Below are 15,413 nucleotides of genomic sequence, written 5' to 3'. Positions count from 1 at the left end.
CAGCTCCTTGAGCCTTTTTTCATCCACTACTGCGTCCATTGATAAACTCCTGATTTACAGTACATCAATGGGCAGTTACACAAATCTCAGGACAGTCCCTATCCGTGGCCCGCAGACCTGAAGCGGCAAAGCCGCCCCGCGAAGCGACCGGCTGCCGAACCAGCGAACCAGCGAACCAGCGAACCACCGAACAAGTCTGACTGCGATGTAACACCAACCTTCGCGGGTCTGCGCTCACCGCACATAACACGCAAACGCGAACCCGTATAATCAGGGCCATGCTCACCGTGGAGATTCCCGATGCATCGTCTCGTCAGCATCACCGCCGTTCTTCTCCTTCTTGCCGGCTGCGCCACCAATCCGGTCACCGGGGAACGCCAGCTGAGCCTCTACGGCGAGGACTGGGAGCGCCAGGTCGGCGAGCAACAATATGCACCGATGCGCCAGGCCCAGGGCGGCGATCTGGTGATCGACAAATCCGTGACCGATTACGTCCAGTCGCTCGGTCAGCGCGTTGCCAAGTCTTCCGATCGCGATCTCCCTTATGAATTCCAGGTCATCAACAGTTCGGTCCCCAACGCCTGGGCCCTGCCGGGCGGCAAGATCGCCGTCAATCGCGGCCTGCTGACCGAAATGGGTTCGGAAGCCGAGCTGGTTGCCGTGCTGGGCCACGAGGTCGTGCACGCCGCAGCCCGCCACAGCGCTCACGCGGCCTCCCGCGCCGCCCTGGCGCAGGGCGCGGTCATCCTGGGCGCCGTTGCCGTCGGCGCGAGCACCGACAACGACCAGTACACCCAGGTTGCCATGCTGGGCGGAATGATCGGCGCCCAGCTCATCCAGCAGCGCTATTCGCGCGACGCCGAGCGCGAGGCCGACTACTACGGCATGAAGTACATGAAGGACGCCGGCTACGACCCGGCCGCCGCCGTCGACTTGCAAGAGACGTTCGTGCGCCTGTCGGAGAACCGGCAATCCGGCTGGCTCGACGGCCTGTTCGCCTCGCATCCGCCCTCGCCCGAACGCGTCGAGAACAACAGGAAAAGGGCCGACGAACTGGGTCGAGGCGGGCGCATCGGCCGCGAGGAATACCAGCAGCAGATGGCCTACCTGCAACAGATCCAGCCCGCCTACGAGGCCCACGACGCCGGCCGCAAGGCGCTTCAGGAAGACAATGTCGATGAAGCTCTCGCAAAGGCAAGGGAGGCGCTATCCATCGAAGACGATGAAGCCCTCTTCCATGCCCTGCGCGGAGATGCGCTGGCCACCCGCAAGGATTTCGCGGCGGCCGAACGCGCCTACTCGGACGCGCTGCAAAGGGATTCGAGCTGGTTTTACCACCACCTGCGCCGCGGCATGGTGCGCGCGCAACGCGACCAGTGGTCCGGCGCCCGCTCCGACCTGAAGGCGAGCCTCGAGATGCTTCCCACCGCCGACGGCCACCTCCACCTGGGCAACGTCGAGCGCGCCACGGGCAACCGGCAGCAGGCCATCGAGCACTACCAAACCGCGGCCCAGTCCGACACGCCCGCCGGCAAACGCGCCCGGCAGCACCTGGTCGATATGGGCGCCGTCCAGGGGCAATGATTCAAAACGCCACCATCAGCGCCACGCCCGAAAAGGTGAGGCCGATGCCCGCCAGCCGGCGCCAGTTCATCTCTTCGTCCAGCCACAGCCAGGCGAACACGACGATGAAGGCCGCCGCGGTTTCATTGAGCACGGACGCAACCGAGGCCAGCGTCAGCTTGTAGCCGGCCAGCCACAGCATCATTGACACGTAGCTGCCCAGCAGGCTGGCCACCACGATCGTTCCCCAAGGCTGGGGCGAGCGATACAAATCGAGCGCCCGCTGCCAGCCCTGTGTCCAGTGCAGGAACAGCAGCATGCCCGCGGCCCCTGCGGCGAGGCGAACGCCCATGGTCCACATGAACGACTGCGATTCCAGGATGGGCTTGACCATCACGATCCCACTGGCCATGAGGAATACGGCGCCGGCGCCGAAAGCAACGCCAAGACGAATCGCACGCAGGGAAACGTCGCGCCTGTTCTGTCGCCAGGTGACCAGGAGAATGCCGCCGAGAACCAGGACGAAGCCGAAGTACTGCCACCACACAAGCACCTCGCCGAGGAACAAAATCGACAGGACGATAACGAACGGCGAGTAAAGGCTTGCCGTCACGCCCGTTCGTGACGCTCCCATCAAGTTGAGCGCGCGCAGATACCAGGTATCGGCGATGGCGATACCAACGATGCCGGAGAGGGCCACGACCAGCCATTCGAAGGGACTGTAGCCGGGCCAGCTGATGCCGTCGACGATGAGGATAGTGGGCACCATCAGGCCTGTAGCCAGAAGGTTCTTGAACAGGTTGAGCTCGAACGCCGGCAGTGTCTCGCCCGAGCGGCGGAACAGCACGACAGCCAGCGCCCAGCAGGCGGCGCAGGCAACGGAAAAGAACTCACCCACGCCGTGCCGCCACGCGCCAGGGAATCAGCAGGATCAAGGCAATGGCAACCTTGACGCCGTAGTCGCCGACCGCCAGCGTCACCCAGGGCATGGTCGTTCCCCAGAACGCCAGGGCAAAAAACAGGGCGGTGTCGACCAGGGATCCGATTACGCTGGAGAACAACGGCGGCTGCCACCAGGCTCGCTCACGAAGACGATCGAAGATGGCCACATCCATCAGCTGCGAAACCAGGAAAGCCGTGCCCGAAGCGAGGGCGATGCGCGGACTTGCCAGCCAGATCGAAGCCACTACGGCCAGGGCGAAGCCGATGTATACGACCCGGCGTGCCGAGCCGGAACCGAAGCGCCGATTGGTCAGGTCGGTGATGAAATAGGAAACCGGATAGGTCAGCGCACCCCAGGTCAACCAGTCGTTGACCGGAAACTGGACGAGATAGTTGGCGCTGGCAACCACCAGCACCATGGCAATAATCATCAGGTGCATGACGACGGGTCAAGCGTATTCCGAAAGGCGGCCATTCTACCCGGACGATGGGCTCGTCAGCGGAAAGTGGAGAGAATACGGTATCCTCGAACTTCGAATCGAGAGAGGGACGATTTGCTGTCATGACGATCTGGCTGTCCGTGCTCGGGGTCGCGCTCGCCGCCTGGGCGGTGTTCTGGCTCCTTTGGCCGCAACCGCTGGCGCGACTTTTCATGGCCGCCGAGCGCCGGCAGGGGCGACTGGGCCAGCGCCGGGTCAGGTGCGGCGATATCGACTGGCACACTCTGGAGGGCGGTCACGGCGAACCCCTGCTATTGCTGCACGGCTTCAACGGCGACAGCTACCACTTCACCCGCGTCTCGCGATGTCTCGGCAAGCACTTTCGCGTCATTGCCCCCGACCTGCCCGGCTTCGGCCAGACCGAATTCGATGGGGAACTGGACTATGGCGTCGAAGCCCAGGCAGAACGGGTGCTTGACCTGCTCGACGAACTCGGCATCGAGCGCTTCTACCTGGGCGGCAGCTCCATGGGCGGATACATCGCCGCCGCGATCGCCAGCAGGGCGCCTGCGAGGGTACGTGCCCTGTGGCTGCTCAATCCCGGCGGACTGCAAACCGCCCCGCTCTCACCGCTTTTCGAAGTGGTCTACCAGGGCGGGCACAATGCCCTGGTTGTCCGGGACCGGAAAGATTTTCGACGACTGATGGATTATTGCTTCGTGCGTCCGCCCTGGCTGCCGGGACCACTGGCCCGTCAATTGGCTGATCGTGCCAGCCGCCACTCGGAACGGGCTGCGCAAATTTTCGAGGCGATCCGCTTTCGTTCGACACCGCTCGAGGAACTGGCCCCGAAACTGGACGTGCCGTCGCTGATTGTCTGGGGCCAGGCCGACCAGGTCCTGCACCCTGACGGCCTCAAGATACTGGCCGAGCGCATGCCGCATGCACGCACGCTTATCCTACCGGCCACGGGCCATCTGCCCATGATCGAGAAACCGAAGGAAACAGCCGAAGCCTGGATCAGCTTCGCCGAGTCCCAGGCCAGGCAGGAGACGCGGGAGACGGCTCCGGTATAGTATTCGCAAACAAGCGGGGGAGATAGAACAAACCAACTGGAGACATCATGAAACAGCATCAGGGAGGTTCGTAAGGTGGCACGGTACGCTATTCCACCGGAACGGTTGCGCTGGCGGCCGGACAATAAGGATATCCCCGGCGAATCGACCCGCGACATCCCGGTTCTCGAGGGCACGCTGGGCCAGGAAGCGGCCACCGAGGCCCTCCGGTACGGTATCGCCAACCCCGGTCACAACCAGCACGTTTTCCTGCGCGGTCCTCGTGGAAGCGGGCGACAGCGGCTGCTCGACAGCATGTTCGGCACCCTGCGCCCCAAGGCACGGCGCAGTCATGACTTCTGCTTTGTGCACAATTTCTCGAACCCGGATCGGCCGAGGCTGATCGTGCTCGCCCGCGGGGAGGGCCGGCCTTTCCAGAAGCAGATGCAGCGCATTGCGTTATTCGTGCGCGAGCGTCTGCCCGAAATCCTGGCCAACGATCCCATCCGAAGTCGGCGGGAGGCCCGACGCGAGGCGGCCGAGCGTGACATCGGCCTGCTGCTGCGCCCGCTTGAGAAAAAACTCGAATCGGAGGGGCTGGCCCTGACCCGCAGCCAGGCGGGGCCCAATGCACGCTTGCAGGTCTCGGTTCGCATCATGGGTAAGCCGGTTTCGCAGGAAGAGTTTCGCAACATGGTCGCGCGCAAGCAGGCCAGCGAGGAAGACCGCAAGAAGTTCGAAGAGCGCATCAAGTCCTACGACAACGAGATCCAGAAGGCTTCGCGCCATATCCGCAAGAAATGGCAGCAAGCGCAGCGGCATATCGAGCAGATCGACATGACCGAAACGGCCCGCATCATGGCTGAAATGACAGCCGAGGTCGCCCAGCGTTTCAAGGCCGAAGGCGTCGAAACGTACCTCAGGGAGGTCATCGACGATGTGCTCGAAAAGCGGATCGGCCATGAAACCAGCGAGCTGGCCGATCCAACCGTGCTCTACGGGGTCAATGTGCTCAACATGGGCCAGGAAGAAGACGGCGCCCCCATCGTGACGACCCACTCCACTTCGCCGGCCAGTCTGTTCGGCACGGTCGATCCGGCATGGCGCAGCGGCGGCCGCGCCGTGGCCTCGTTTCAGGGCATCCGCTCGGGCACGCTGATCCAGGCCGACGGCGGCTTCCTGATTCTCGACGCGGAAGACCTCGTCAGCGAGCCCGGCGTATTGCGTCAACTGCTGCGTATCCTGCGGGCTGGAGAGGTGACCATCAACACACCGACAAACGGATGGAGCCAGGCCGCGCAGTCCTTGCGGCCGGAAGCCGTTCCGATCGATGTGGGCGTCATTATCGTCGGCGATCAGGCCGCCTATGAAGCGCTGGAATCGATCAGCCCCGAGTTTTCCAGGCGGTTCCGCCTGCTCGCCGACCTTGAAACCAGCGTGCCGCGCGATGCCAAGGGCATCGAACGAACCTGCCGCTTTATGGCTTCCCTGGTTCAGCTTGAAGACCTGCTACCGCTGAACCGCCCCGCACTGACGTCCGTCATGGAAATCAGCGCCCGGCTGTCCGACCGGCCGTCCCGCCTCACGAGCCACGTCGGACGGCTGGCCGATGTCGTACGCGAGGCCGCGTTTCTCGCCGGCCAGGAGGGTGAAACCGAGGTTGGCCGCGAACGCATCGAGGAAGCATTCGAAAGGATTCGCCGGCGTGCGGGTCTGCCGTCTGGCAGCCGGGCAGCACACAGTGTCGACAGCGGGCTGATTCGCCTGCGCGGCCGCTCCGCCGGCCAGCTCAACCTCGTAACGCGCGAGCGACTGGCCGACGAGACCTTCGGGATACCGACCAGGCTGGACGTGTCGATCATCGGCACGGCGCACGCGGAAGTATCGCTGGAGAGCGGCGGCCAGCAGCTTCCGGTGCGTCACTTCCTGCTGCCTATGATCACCGAGCTCATGCGCCTTGACGCCCTGCCCGGCATTCACGTCGCCATGACCCTCGACCCCGCTGTGGCACCCGAAGACGCGTCAGCGACTCTGCTGGGACAGGCCTGTGGCGTGTTGGCGGTTCTGGCCGGCCTGTCACTTCGGCAGGACCTGGCAGTGATCGGCAGTATCGACGCCCGCGGCCAGGTCGTCGGCGTCGATCATATCAACGAGCGCATCGAAGCCTTCTACGACGCATGCAACCACGCGGGTCTCAACGGCCAGCAGGGTGTGATCATCCCGGCCATGGACAGGGATCGGCTGGCGCTGGAAAAGCGCGTCATCAAGGCTTGCACCAACGACCAATTTCACATCGTGCCCGCCGCCAGCATCGCCGAAGCGGTCGAACGCCTGACCGGCAAGAGCGCCGGCATCTGGAAGCAGGATGACTTCCCCGAGGACTCAGTGCTCGGCATGGCGCGGCAGGCTCTCGCGCGGTGAGAAAGTCCTGCGGCGGCCGTATCAGCCGCCGCCGTTGACGAAGTAGGCTTCCAGCCGATCCGAATCCAGCATCAAGGGCGTCGGCTGCTGCCCGTTGATCGCCAGGTCGGGGCGGCGATGCTCGGCCAGGGTCCGGCGAAGCTCGCTGAGCTGATGCGACTCGCGTTGCCGGGTCTGCGCGGAATCCAGCAACCACGGAACCGAAACCAGCACGGCCAGCATGACCGCTAGAACCGCTGCGGGTCGAAACCACGACCGCCGGCTAGAGCGATCGAGTCGCGCCCGCAACCGCGCCAATCCACCGGGCGGCGCTTCGAGCATCGGAAAATGGCGTTCAATCGTCATCGTCGAGCAACTCCTTCAAGCGACGGACCGCCGCGTGCTTGCGCGAAGCCAGTGTCCCGGCCGGTATTTCCAGCATCGATGCCAACTGATCCCTGGGCACCCCGGCGAATATCTCCAGCAGGAGAACCTCTCTGCTGCGATTCGGCAATGCGTCGAGCGCCCGTTGCAGCCGCTGCTCCCGCTCGTCGAGTTCGGCATCGACATCCGGCTGCGTGCCGCCGACCAGCACCGGGGGCAACGGTGCCCACTCGAGCAGCTTGCGACGACGGTGATGATTGCGGCTCAGGTTGATCACGGTCGTCCATACCAGAGCGTCCATACGCGCTTGCTCCACATCCCGCCGCTTGCGCCAGATGCGCTCGAACGCATCGTGAATCAAATCACGACAGGTCTCCGAGCACCAGAACCATCGATACAGATAGTTGTAGAGTGGGCGTTCCAGTCGGACATACGCCGCCTCCAACGCTTGCCTGGAAAGCACGGAATCGGCTCAGTCCGTCGAGTCCGTCCATTCGGCCCGGGCGACCAGCACCTGGTAAGAAGCTTGTGTTGCATCCCCTCCGTCGTGCACCTGGCCGAGGACCAATGCCTTGCCTGGAACCAGCATGTGACCGACCTCGTAAGATATCGAAGTCGCTTCCCTGGGTGAGTAAACGCGCGCTCGCAACTTCATCCCTTCCTGGGTGGATTCGGCTGAACGAACGGAAATCCGGGCGCCCTGCCCGGAACTGACCGTGCCAACACTCGATGTGTCGGTGTGATAAGTCTCGACATAGTCTTCAACCGATAGCGAGTAACCATCGAATCGCTCCAGAAGAGGCGCCAGGTCTTCGTTGACGGAAGCAGGTACATCGCCTCCTCCCTCTCCCTTTGCCATGCGCAGGAACCAATATTGAACACGAAACGGTCTCTCAATGGCATTGGTTGAGTCGTAGTCCCTGAGCTGATCGATCATCGCCACAATCTCGTCCTGAAGATAGCGGGAGGCATTCACCGCGAGGCGATTGTCATCGAGTGACTCCACCTTCCCCCGAAGCGGGAGATCCTCACGGGATAGTAGTTCATTGAGTTTCTCATCCAGCTCCTCGACCTGCAGACCGGAAACGTCGTGAACGCGCAGGACCGATTCCTCTGCGTCCGGGGCTCCAGACTGCTCACAGGCTGTCAGCAGCAGGACAAAAGCTAGCATTGCGAGGGGCAGGATCAGCTTTGGATCGAGATGGTTCATGGCACAAGATCTCCGAATGGTCGTTACCCTTTACTACAATCGGGTCTGGACTTCTTTCATGCCTGATGGGCACGCATTTCAATCGACTTGAATTGCGGTCTTCCGGAGCAGTCTTCGGTCACCGTCGATGCCGAGCTTGTCGAGCGAGCGCTCCAGCCGCTTGAGCATGGGTTTCGGGTCGACGGGCCCGTCTTCGATTCGGGCCCGATCGAAATCGATGACGTACCAGTGACCCGCCCCGTCGATCAGGAGGTTGTGGGCGTTGAGGTCGGGGTGGACGACACCGGCGCGGAAGAAGCGACCGAGGGTCTTACCCAGTCGCCGCCAGTGAAAGGGCTCGAGAATGTCGGCGGCCTGCGGCAGGCTGATGGTGTTCTCAAGCAACCGGGTGAGAATGGCCGCGCGGCAGGTCGGCCCCAGTCGTTCACAGCCTGCGAGCAGCGGTTGGGGCACCGGCAGCCCGATCTGGTGCAAGCTTGCCAGAACTCGAAACTCGCGGAAGCTTCGGCTGCGCTGGAAGCCGGTAAAGCAATAGCGATCGCGGCTGAGACGGGCAATCATGCCGCCGCGCAGGTAACGCCGCAACACGGCCGGACCCGCCTGAGTATCCACCGCCAGCGCCTGTCCACGGCCGCCGAATTCAGCCAGAACGGCTTTCCGGATACGCCAGAAGCCCGGATCGAGCCACTCCGGGCTGACCACATCAAGTTCGGACGGGTCATATAGAATACGCAGTGAGCCTGCTTGCAGTTCCTTTTCCGGCATATCGCCCTTTCGATTCCCATTCCATTTCGCTGTAACGTGCCCGATCTTCAAACGAACGAGCCACCCAGTTCACTTTGCCTGCTGCGCCTGTCGGCGCTGGGCGACGTGTGCAACACGGTGCCCCTCGTGCGCGCGCTCCAGCGTGCCTGGCCGGGGACGGCGTTGAGCTGGATCGTCGGCAAGGCCGAGCACCGCCTGGTACACGACCTGCCCGGCGTCGAATTCATTGTATTCGACAAGAAAGGTCCCTTCGCGGGCTTCCGGCAGGCACGGCGATCACTGAGCCCGCGACACTTCGACGCGCTGCTGCTCACCCAGGTCTCGCAGCGTTCGTCCTTGCTGGCCAGCCTGGTAAGCGCCGATCGCCGCATCGGCTTCGACCGGGCGCGTTCCCGCCCGGGTCACGGACTGGTGATCAACGAACGCATCAACGCCGTTCCCTTCCAGCACCAGGTCGATGCGTTTCTGGAATTTGCCCGCTACCTGGGCCTGCCCACCGACGGCGTTGATCGGCACCTGCCGGTGCCTGAACAAGCGCGCGAGTTCGCCCGTCACCACCAGCCGGATGCCGATCGCGCGGTCATCATCAGTCCGGCATCGAGCCATACCCCTCGCAACTGGCATCCCGCCGGCTACGCGGCGGTAGCCGACTGGGTGATCGAAACGACCGGCCGGACCGTGATCCTGATGGGCGGCCCCGGGGAAATGGAGAAAGCGCTGGGTGCGGCGGTCGAGCGCGAAATGAAACACAAGCCGCTCAATCTGATCGGCCGTGACACGATCAAGCAGGCGCTGGCCATGTTCGAGCGCGCGGCCTGCGTGATTTCACCGGATTCCGGCCCGGCGCATTTCGCCGATGCCATGGGCACGCCGGTCGTCGGTCTCTATGCGGCGACTTGGGCGCGACGTTCCGGCCCTATCGACAGCCTGGCCCACACGGTCGACTGCTTCCCCCAGGCCGCCCGGGAGTTCGCAGGGCGAGCGCCGGAAAAGCTGCGCTGGGGCAAACGCCTGGAAAGGCCCGGGGTGATGGAACTCATCACCCCGGAAATGGTGGTCGAAAAACTCGAGCAGCTACTGGGAAGCCGCTGAACGACGGCCTACCAGCCGACGCACTCGGGAGACGCGTTTTCGGTGTCCGAACCCGAAACGCGATTGACCGAGACATTGGCCTGCGCGGTGGCGCCGGACGGATCCGAAATCGTATACCGGAACCGGTTACGGCCATTGCACGAGTCGCTGATCCGGAACGTGATGGTGCCATCATCGTTGACGGTCACCTCGGCCGGCATGCCGTACCACTGAACCACGTCCACGATTTCGAGCGGGTCGCCGTCGGGGTCAAAGTCGTTGGCCAGTACATCGACGGTGACGGGCTGCCCAACCGTGGTTTCAGCCGCATCCGGGTTGGCTACCGGCGCGCGATTGGCAAAAGCGACATCAACGACCACGCTGGCCGAAGCTTCACCGCCCCGACCGTCGGAAATCGTGTAGGTGAAACTGTCGCTGCCGACGAACTCATCGTCCGGAAGGTAGCGCAACACCCCGCCCGACTGCGTCACCGTGCCGTTATCGGGCTGCGTGAAGCCGGCGATGCTGAGTTCGTCGCCGTCCGGATCGGTTGCTTCAGCCAGGACATCGATGTCGACCGCCTGATTGCGCAGTGTGTTCGCCGTCAGGTCGCCCACCACCGGCGGCTGGTTGAGCGACTCGACCGTAATGCTCACGGTTGCAGAGGCCTCGCCGCCAAAACCGTCCTCGACCGTGTAACTGAAGCTGTCGCTGCCGGTAAAACCGCTGTCGGGGGTGTACACCACCTGGTCGCCGCTGATCGAAACCTGGCCGTTTGCCGGCTCGGTCACGCCGACGATGGTCAGCGTATCGCCGTCGGCATCGGTGTCGTTGGCCAGCACATCGAGGCCATTGTCGGCCGAGTCGGTCTCGACGGTGAACTGGTCGTCGGCAGCCTGCGGCGCCTCGTTGGCAAACTCGATTTCACCTTCGGTGACGCTGGCCGTGCTTTCCTGGTAACGGTAATAGTCGACAATTCGCTTGTGCTGGACGGGGTTGCGCAGCGCGCGACGAATCCACGGCGCCTCGACCGGCACCTCGACCTGGCGGATTTCGGTCGCCGGCTCGTCCGGACCGACGGTCACCGTCTTGGTACTTCTCCGTTCAGTCACGAAGCTGATTTCAACGCGGCGATTGCGGCTGCGACTCTCCTCGGTGTCGTTGGAGAAGCGCGGCTCGGTCTCGCCCTCGCCTCGCCATTCGATATCGGACGAATCGACGCCATTGGCGGTCAGGTAGTCGACGACCGAGCGGGCGCGACGCTCACTCAGGCCCTGGTTGTATTCCTCGGTGCCGATATTGCAGGTGTGCCCGACGATCTGAATGTCACCGACCAGGCCACCGTCCTCGATCGCCGCCACGATTTCGTCGAGCGTGCTTTCAGCGCCCGGCTTGAGCAACGAGCTGTCGAAGTCGAAGGTCGTGCGATCAGTCAGGGTAACTTCGTTGACGGTAACGCGCTCTTCCGAACGCGGCTCCCCGGGCACCTCGACCTCCACATCGCGATACTGGCGGGAGGGGCGGAACGAGCTGCCCGCACCGCCGAAACTGAAACTGTAGATCACGCTGCCGCGCAGATCACTGTCGTCGACGACGAAGTCGCCGTCCTTGTGGGCATAGCTTGTGCGGAACCCAAGGCTGTGCGGTGAATTATGGAAGTGCTTGTCGAGCGACAGCGAAGCCGTGACCTGTGAAGAACTGAAGTCACCTTCCTCGTAGTCCAGGCCGCCTCTGAGGCGAATCAGCGGGTTCTCGAAGAACCGCTCGGCACGCAGACCCAGACCCCACTCGTAGGGTTCCTCGAACAATTCGGTCACGGTCTCGATGGTGTCAACCCGGGAGAAAGCGCGCCCATCGATTTCGCCGTTGACCAGCATTTCCTCGATGGTCGTCGCCCGGTCGACCAGACGCTCGTCGGTCAGGGCTGTCATGCCGTAGCCCGAAAAGGCCCATCTGCGACCTTCCCAGCCACCGCCGAAGGTCAGCTTGCGATCTTCGAACTGGTTCTGGTCGGCGGCGACAAACAGCTTGGCGACATTGCCGGCGGTGTAAACCAGGCCATCGGGGCCTTCCTCGGCGGTTTCGTTGATCAGCCAGTGATAGTTGAGCTTGACGCCGCCGGCGCCTTCGCTGCCCAACCAGCCGTCGCCGATGAAGCTCGAGCGCTGCGATTCGTACAGGGCCGCCTGGAACTCGCCGACAACGTCGAATTCACTGTCGAGCCCGATGCCGACACGATAGCGATCACCAATGAAATTGAAAGTCGGCGTACCAGCCTGGCTGCGAGGTGCATCTTCGTCCTCGACCTGGGCAATCGCCACGGCGGCCAGCCCCTGGGCCAGCACCAGAAAAAATATCAGTTTTCGAAACATCGCAACGCCCGTGCCTTTATTGACAATACGGCACGATTCTACTCCCTTGACTCCGACAAGGCCATGAAAACCGCCGTAGATTTCCAAGTCTTTCTCCTTACACCATACCGCCTTCAGCTGTAGTTGCTGTAGGACTTTTCCTCGACGATTTCCGACCCGAGCAATTCATTGACCTGCCTCTTCAGTGCGGCACGTTCGTCGTTTCGTTGATAGACGGAACGTGCCAGTTCGATGAAACGACCGTCGAAACGCTTCTCGCGCTCCTCGACACGGATGTCGTCCTCGATCTCCCACAGGGCTTCGTTGAGCTCACGCAGCCGCCGGCGCACGGCAGCCACATCCTCGCTGTCCAGCCCGGACTCATCCCAGATACGCGAAAGGAACTCATGCTCACGCCGCACGTTGGCCAGCTTGGCTTCATCGTCGATACGCTCGAGCTTGATTTCGAGAATGGTGAGTTTGTCGAGCAACTCACCGGGAGAGACAGGAATCAGCAGTTCCATAAGACGTCCCTGGCCGTCATAGCGCGAAACCCAAATGACACAGAATAAAGAAAACCGCGAAGACGCAAAGTTCGCAAACCCAATCTTTGCGTTCTTAGCGCTCTTCGCGGTTAGTCGCTTTTCGGATCAACGGTTGCCCGGACGTCCGGGCAACCGTCTTGAGGCGGTCAGTTGCTCTCGCCTTCCTTCTCGTCTTCCTTGAGCGCCTTCATGCTCAGGCGAATGCGGCCCTGCTTGTCGACCTCGAGCACCTTGACCTTGACCTTGTCGCCTTCGGCCAGCTCGTCGGTCACGTTCTCGACGCGCTCGTCGGAGATCTGCGAGATGTGGACCAGGCCGTCCTTGCCAGGCAGGATCGTAACGAATGCACCGAAGTTCATGATCTTGGTGACCGTGCCTTCGTAGACAGCGCCCACTTCGACGTCGGCGGTGATCTGCTCGATACGCTTGCGCGCATCGTCGGCAGCCGCCTGGTTGACCGAAGCGATCGTGACCGTGCCGTCGTCCTGGATGTCGATGGTGGTACCGGTCTCCTCGGTGATCTGGCGGATGGTCGCACCGCCCTTGCCGATCACATCGCGGATCTTGTCCGGGTGCACCTTCATGGTAAACAGGCGCGGCGCGTACTCGCTCATTTCCTCGCGCGGATGTTCGATGACCTGGTTCATCTGCTCGAGAATGTGGCCACGGGCATCGGTCGCCTGCTTGAGCGCGACTTCCATGATCTCCTTGGTGATGCCGGTGATCTTGATGTCCATCTGCAGGGCGGTGACGCCGTCTTTCGAGCCGGCCACCTTGAAGTCCATGTCGCCCAGGTGATCCTCGTCGCCGAGAATATCGGTGAGCACGGCAAAGCGGTCGCCTTCCTTGATCAGACCCATGGCGATACCGGCCACCGGCGCCTTCATCGGCACCCCGGCATCCATCATCGCCAGCGAGGAACCGCAGACGGTCGCCATGGAGCTCGAACCGTTGGATTCGGTCACTTCCGAGACGATACGCAGCACGTAGGGAAACTCTTCGCCCTTGGGCACGACCGCGGCCAGGGCGCGCTTGGCAAGCTTGCCGTGGCCGATCTCGCGGCGCTTGGGACCGAGCATGAAGCTCGTTTCGCCCACGCAGAACGGGGGGAAGTTGTAGTGGAGCATGAACTGCTCCTTGTACTCGCCCTCGATGGCGTCGATGATCTGCGCGTCGCGGCCGGTACCCAGCGTGATCACGCACATCGCCTGGGTCTCGCCACGGGTGAAGATGGCCGAACCGTGCGTGCGCGGGAAGACGCCGACTTCCATGTCGAGCGGACGAACGGTGGTCAGGTCGCGGCCGTCGATGCGCGGCTTGCCGTCGAGAATCTGGTCGCGCACGTACTTCTTCTCGAGCGCGGCAAACTCGTCCTTGACGTCATCCTGGCTCGGGGCATTCTCGTCGTCTTCCGGACACAGCTTCTCGACCACGCTCGAGCGCAACTCGCTGATGGCATCGCGACGAGTTGTCTTGTCGGTGTTTTCATAGGCCTTGGCCAGGCCTTCGGAAGCCAGGTCGGCAACCTGCTTGTCGAGGCCCGCCGGACGCTCGGGCGCCTGCCAGTCCCACTTGGGCTTGCCGGCTTCACTGGTGAGTTCCTCGATGGCCTTGATGGCCACCTGCATCTGCTCGTGACCGAAGGTGACCGCGCCGAGCATCTGCTCCTCGGAGAGCTGGTCGGCTTCGGACTCGACCATCAACACGGCCTCGGAGGTGCCGGCAACCACCAGGTTCAGGCGTGATTCCTCGAGCTGCGTGGCGGTCGGGTTGACGACGTACTCGTCGTTGATGAAACCGACGCGGGCGCCACCGATCGGGCCCTGGAAAGGTGCGCCGGACAGCGACAGCGCCGCCGAAGCGCCGATCATGGCCGGGATGTCGGCATCCACTTCAGGGTTGCACGACATCACCGTCGCGATCACCTGGGCTTCATTCATGAAACCCTTGGGAAACAGCGGCCGAATGGGTCGGTCGATCAGGCGCGAAGTCAGGGTGTCCTTTTCGGTCGGGCGCCCTTCACGCTTGAAGAAACCACCGGGAATGCGACCGGCCGAGTAGAATTTTTCCTGATAATTGATAGTCAGCGGGAAAAAGGCCTGACCCGGCTTGGCTTCCTTGCGGACCACCGCGGTCACCAGAACCACCGTGTCGGCCATGGTCACCAGCACGGCACCGTCGGCCTGGCGCGCAACATGACCGGTTTCGAGCGTCACGTCGTGCTCGCCGAATTTGAACGTTTTACTGAACTTCTTCACTTCTCTCACTCCACTTTGCACTTGCAATAGAAAACACCCCGGATCAGCTCATGAGCCGCCGGGGTGTCGTATTCAATCGGGCAGGAACCGCGCTTTAACGGCGTAGGCCAAGGCGCTCGATCAGGTTCCGATAGCGCTGGATGTCCTTTTTCTTGACGTAATCCAGCAGCGAACGACGCTGATTGACGAGCTTGAGCAGCCCCCGACGGGAGTGATGGTCCTTCTTGTGATGCTCGAAGTGCCCGGTGAGATGCTGGATACGCGCGGTCAGCAGCGCAACCTGCACTTCCGGGGAACCCGTATCACCCTCGGCGAGCTGGTGTTCCTTGACGACCTGGCTCTTTTCTTCAGCGGTCAGAGTCATTGTTCAAACTACTCCTGAAAACAGTTCTGTTGGGGCGACCGGGCTTTTCCAGAAAACCCCCTGGG

At 62.6% G+C, this 15,413-nt stretch carries 14 protein-coding genes; 4 read left to right on the top strand and 10 right to left on the bottom strand.

Annotated features, from left to right (window positions below; translation table 11 throughout):
• Positions 1-300: 300 nt before the first annotated feature.
• Positions 301-1,584, top strand: a complete 1,284-nt coding sequence (locus ACDC66_RS08985) for a M48 family metalloprotease (protein ID WP_376696370.1) — start codon at positions 301-303, stop codon at positions 1,582-1,584.
• Position 1,585: 1 nt separating this feature from the next.
• Here the strand turns inward: ACDC66_RS08985 and ACDC66_RS08980 are convergent, their stop codons facing one another.
• Positions 1,586-2,461, bottom strand: coding sequence for a DMT family transporter (locus tag ACDC66_RS08980; RefSeq protein ID WP_376696369.1), 876 nt, complete (start codon positions 2,459-2,461; stop codon positions 1,586-1,588).
• Positions 2,454-2,945: a queuosine precursor transporter gene (locus ACDC66_RS08975; protein ID WP_376696368.1), complete on the bottom strand. Its 492-nt coding sequence runs from the start codon at positions 2,943-2,945 to the stop codon at positions 2,454-2,456. Before ACDC66_RS08975 ends, ACDC66_RS08980 begins: the two co-directional genes overlap by 8 nt.
• A 122-nt stretch (positions 2,946-3,067) precedes the next feature.
• On the opposite strand from ACDC66_RS08975, the gene ACDC66_RS08970 reads away from it, so the two are divergent.
• Together ACDC66_RS08970 and ACDC66_RS08965 are read left to right on the top strand one after the other, a co-directional pair.
• A complete protein-coding gene (locus ACDC66_RS08970) occupies positions 3,068-4,021 on the top strand; it encodes an alpha/beta fold hydrolase (protein WP_376696367.1) in 954 nt (317 codons plus the stop codon).
• Positions 4,022-4,096: 75 nt separating this feature from the next.
• Positions 4,097-6,421, top strand: a complete 2,325-nt coding sequence (locus ACDC66_RS08965; protein WP_376696366.1) for an AAA family ATPase — start codon at positions 4,097-4,099, stop codon at positions 6,419-6,421.
• A gap of 21 nt (positions 6,422-6,442) precedes the next feature.
• Here ACDC66_RS08965 and ACDC66_RS08960 read toward each other — a convergent pair whose 3' ends face one another.
• The 4 genes from ACDC66_RS08960 to ACDC66_RS08945 form a co-directional block, all read right to left on the bottom strand.
• Positions 6,443-6,766 carry a hypothetical protein gene (locus tag ACDC66_RS08960; protein WP_376696365.1) on the bottom strand — a complete coding sequence of 108 codons (324 nt, stop codon included), beginning with the start codon at positions 6,764-6,766 and terminating at the stop codon, positions 6,443-6,445.
• The gene (locus ACDC66_RS08955; protein WP_376696364.1) at positions 6,756-7,247 is read right to left on the bottom strand and encodes an RNA polymerase sigma factor; all 492 of its coding nucleotides are present in this window, start codon (positions 7,245-7,247) and stop codon (positions 6,756-6,758) included. Before ACDC66_RS08955 ends, ACDC66_RS08960 begins: the two co-directional genes overlap by 11 nt.
• 9 nt (positions 7,248-7,256) lie before the next feature.
• Complete coding sequence (locus ACDC66_RS08950; RefSeq protein ID WP_376696363.1) at positions 7,257-7,994, bottom strand: hypothetical protein; 738 nt, start codon at positions 7,992-7,994, stop codon at positions 7,257-7,259.
• 78 nt (positions 7,995-8,072) lie between these two features.
• Positions 8,073-8,759 (bottom strand): 3-deoxy-D-manno-octulosonic acid kinase, encoded by a 687-nt coding sequence (locus tag ACDC66_RS08945; protein ID WP_376696362.1) that lies wholly within the window; start codon positions 8,757-8,759, stop codon positions 8,073-8,075.
• Between the two features lie 36 nt (positions 8,760-8,795).
• Here ACDC66_RS08945 and ACDC66_RS08940 point away from each other — a divergent pair, with 36 nt between their 5' ends.
• Positions 8,796-9,851, top strand: coding sequence for a glycosyltransferase family 9 protein (locus ACDC66_RS08940; protein ID WP_376696361.1), 1,056 nt, complete (start codon positions 8,796-8,798; stop codon positions 9,849-9,851).
• An 8-nt stretch (positions 9,852-9,859) separates the two neighbouring features.
• Here the strand turns inward: ACDC66_RS08940 and ACDC66_RS08935 are convergent, their stop codons facing one another.
• The 4 genes from ACDC66_RS08935 to rpsO all read right to left on the bottom strand — a co-directional run bounded on the left by ACDC66_RS08935 (position 9,860) and on the right by rpsO (position 15,348).
• Positions 9,860-12,202: an Ig-like domain-containing protein gene (locus ACDC66_RS08935; protein WP_376696360.1), complete on the bottom strand. Its 2,343-nt coding sequence runs from the start codon at positions 12,200-12,202 to the stop codon at positions 9,860-9,862.
• Between the two features lie 113 nt (positions 12,203-12,315).
• A complete protein-coding gene (locus ACDC66_RS08930) occupies positions 12,316-12,705 on the bottom strand; it encodes a DUF6165 family protein (RefSeq protein ID WP_376696359.1) in 390 nt (129 codons plus the stop codon).
• 167 nt (positions 12,706-12,872) lie between these two features.
• A complete protein-coding gene (gene pnp / locus ACDC66_RS08925; protein WP_376696358.1) occupies positions 12,873-14,984 on the bottom strand; it encodes a polyribonucleotide nucleotidyltransferase in 2,112 nt (703 codons plus the stop codon).
• A gap of 94 nt (positions 14,985-15,078) precedes the next feature.
• On the bottom strand, positions 15,079-15,348 hold the full coding sequence (gene rpsO / locus ACDC66_RS08920; protein WP_376696357.1) for a 30S ribosomal protein S15: 270 nt from the start codon (positions 15,346-15,348) through the stop codon (positions 15,079-15,081).
• Positions 15,349-15,413 lie beyond the last annotated feature (65 nt).

Source organism: Wenzhouxiangella psychrophila (assembly GCF_042310375.1).
Taxonomy (GTDB): Bacteria; Pseudomonadota; Gammaproteobacteria; order Xanthomonadales; family Wenzhouxiangellaceae; genus Wenzhouxiangella.
The sequence above is the reverse complement of the archived record's forward strand: the minus strand, read 5'-3'. Positions and strand labels throughout refer to the sequence as shown.

Excerpts from the sequence above, each read along its gene's own strand:
- ACDC66_RS08985 (WP_376696370.1), top strand. The coding sequence starts at position 301 with ATGCATCGTCTCGTCAGCATCACCGCCGTTCTTCTCCTTCTTGCCGGC.
- ACDC66_RS08975 (WP_376696368.1), bottom strand. The coding sequence starts at position 2,945 with ATGCACCTGATGATTATTGCCATGGTGCTGGTGGTTGCCAGCGCCAAC.
- ACDC66_RS08970 (WP_376696367.1), top strand. The coding sequence starts at position 3,068 with ATGACGATCTGGCTGTCCGTGCTCGGGGTCGCGCTCGCCGCCTGGGCG.
- ACDC66_RS08960 (WP_376696365.1), bottom strand. The coding sequence starts at position 6,766 with ATGACGATTGAACGCCATTTTCCGATGCTCGAAGCGCCGCCCGGTGGA.
- ACDC66_RS08950 (WP_376696363.1), bottom strand. The coding sequence starts at position 7,994 with ATGAACCATCTCGATCCAAAGCTGATCCTGCCCCTCGCAATGCTAGCT.
- ACDC66_RS08945 (WP_376696362.1), bottom strand. The coding sequence starts at position 8,759 with ATGCCGGAAAAGGAACTGCAAGCAGGCTCACTGCGTATTCTATATGAC.
- ACDC66_RS08935 (WP_376696360.1), bottom strand. The coding sequence starts at position 12,202 with ATGTTTCGAAAACTGATATTTTTTCTGGTGCTGGCCCAGGGGCTGGCC.
- ACDC66_RS08930 (WP_376696359.1), bottom strand. The coding sequence starts at position 12,705 with ATGGAACTGCTGATTCCTGTCTCTCCCGGTGAGTTGCTCGACAAACTC.
- rpsO (WP_376696357.1), bottom strand. The coding sequence starts at position 15,348 with ATGACTCTGACCGCTGAAGAAAAGAGCCAGGTCGTCAAGGAACACCAG.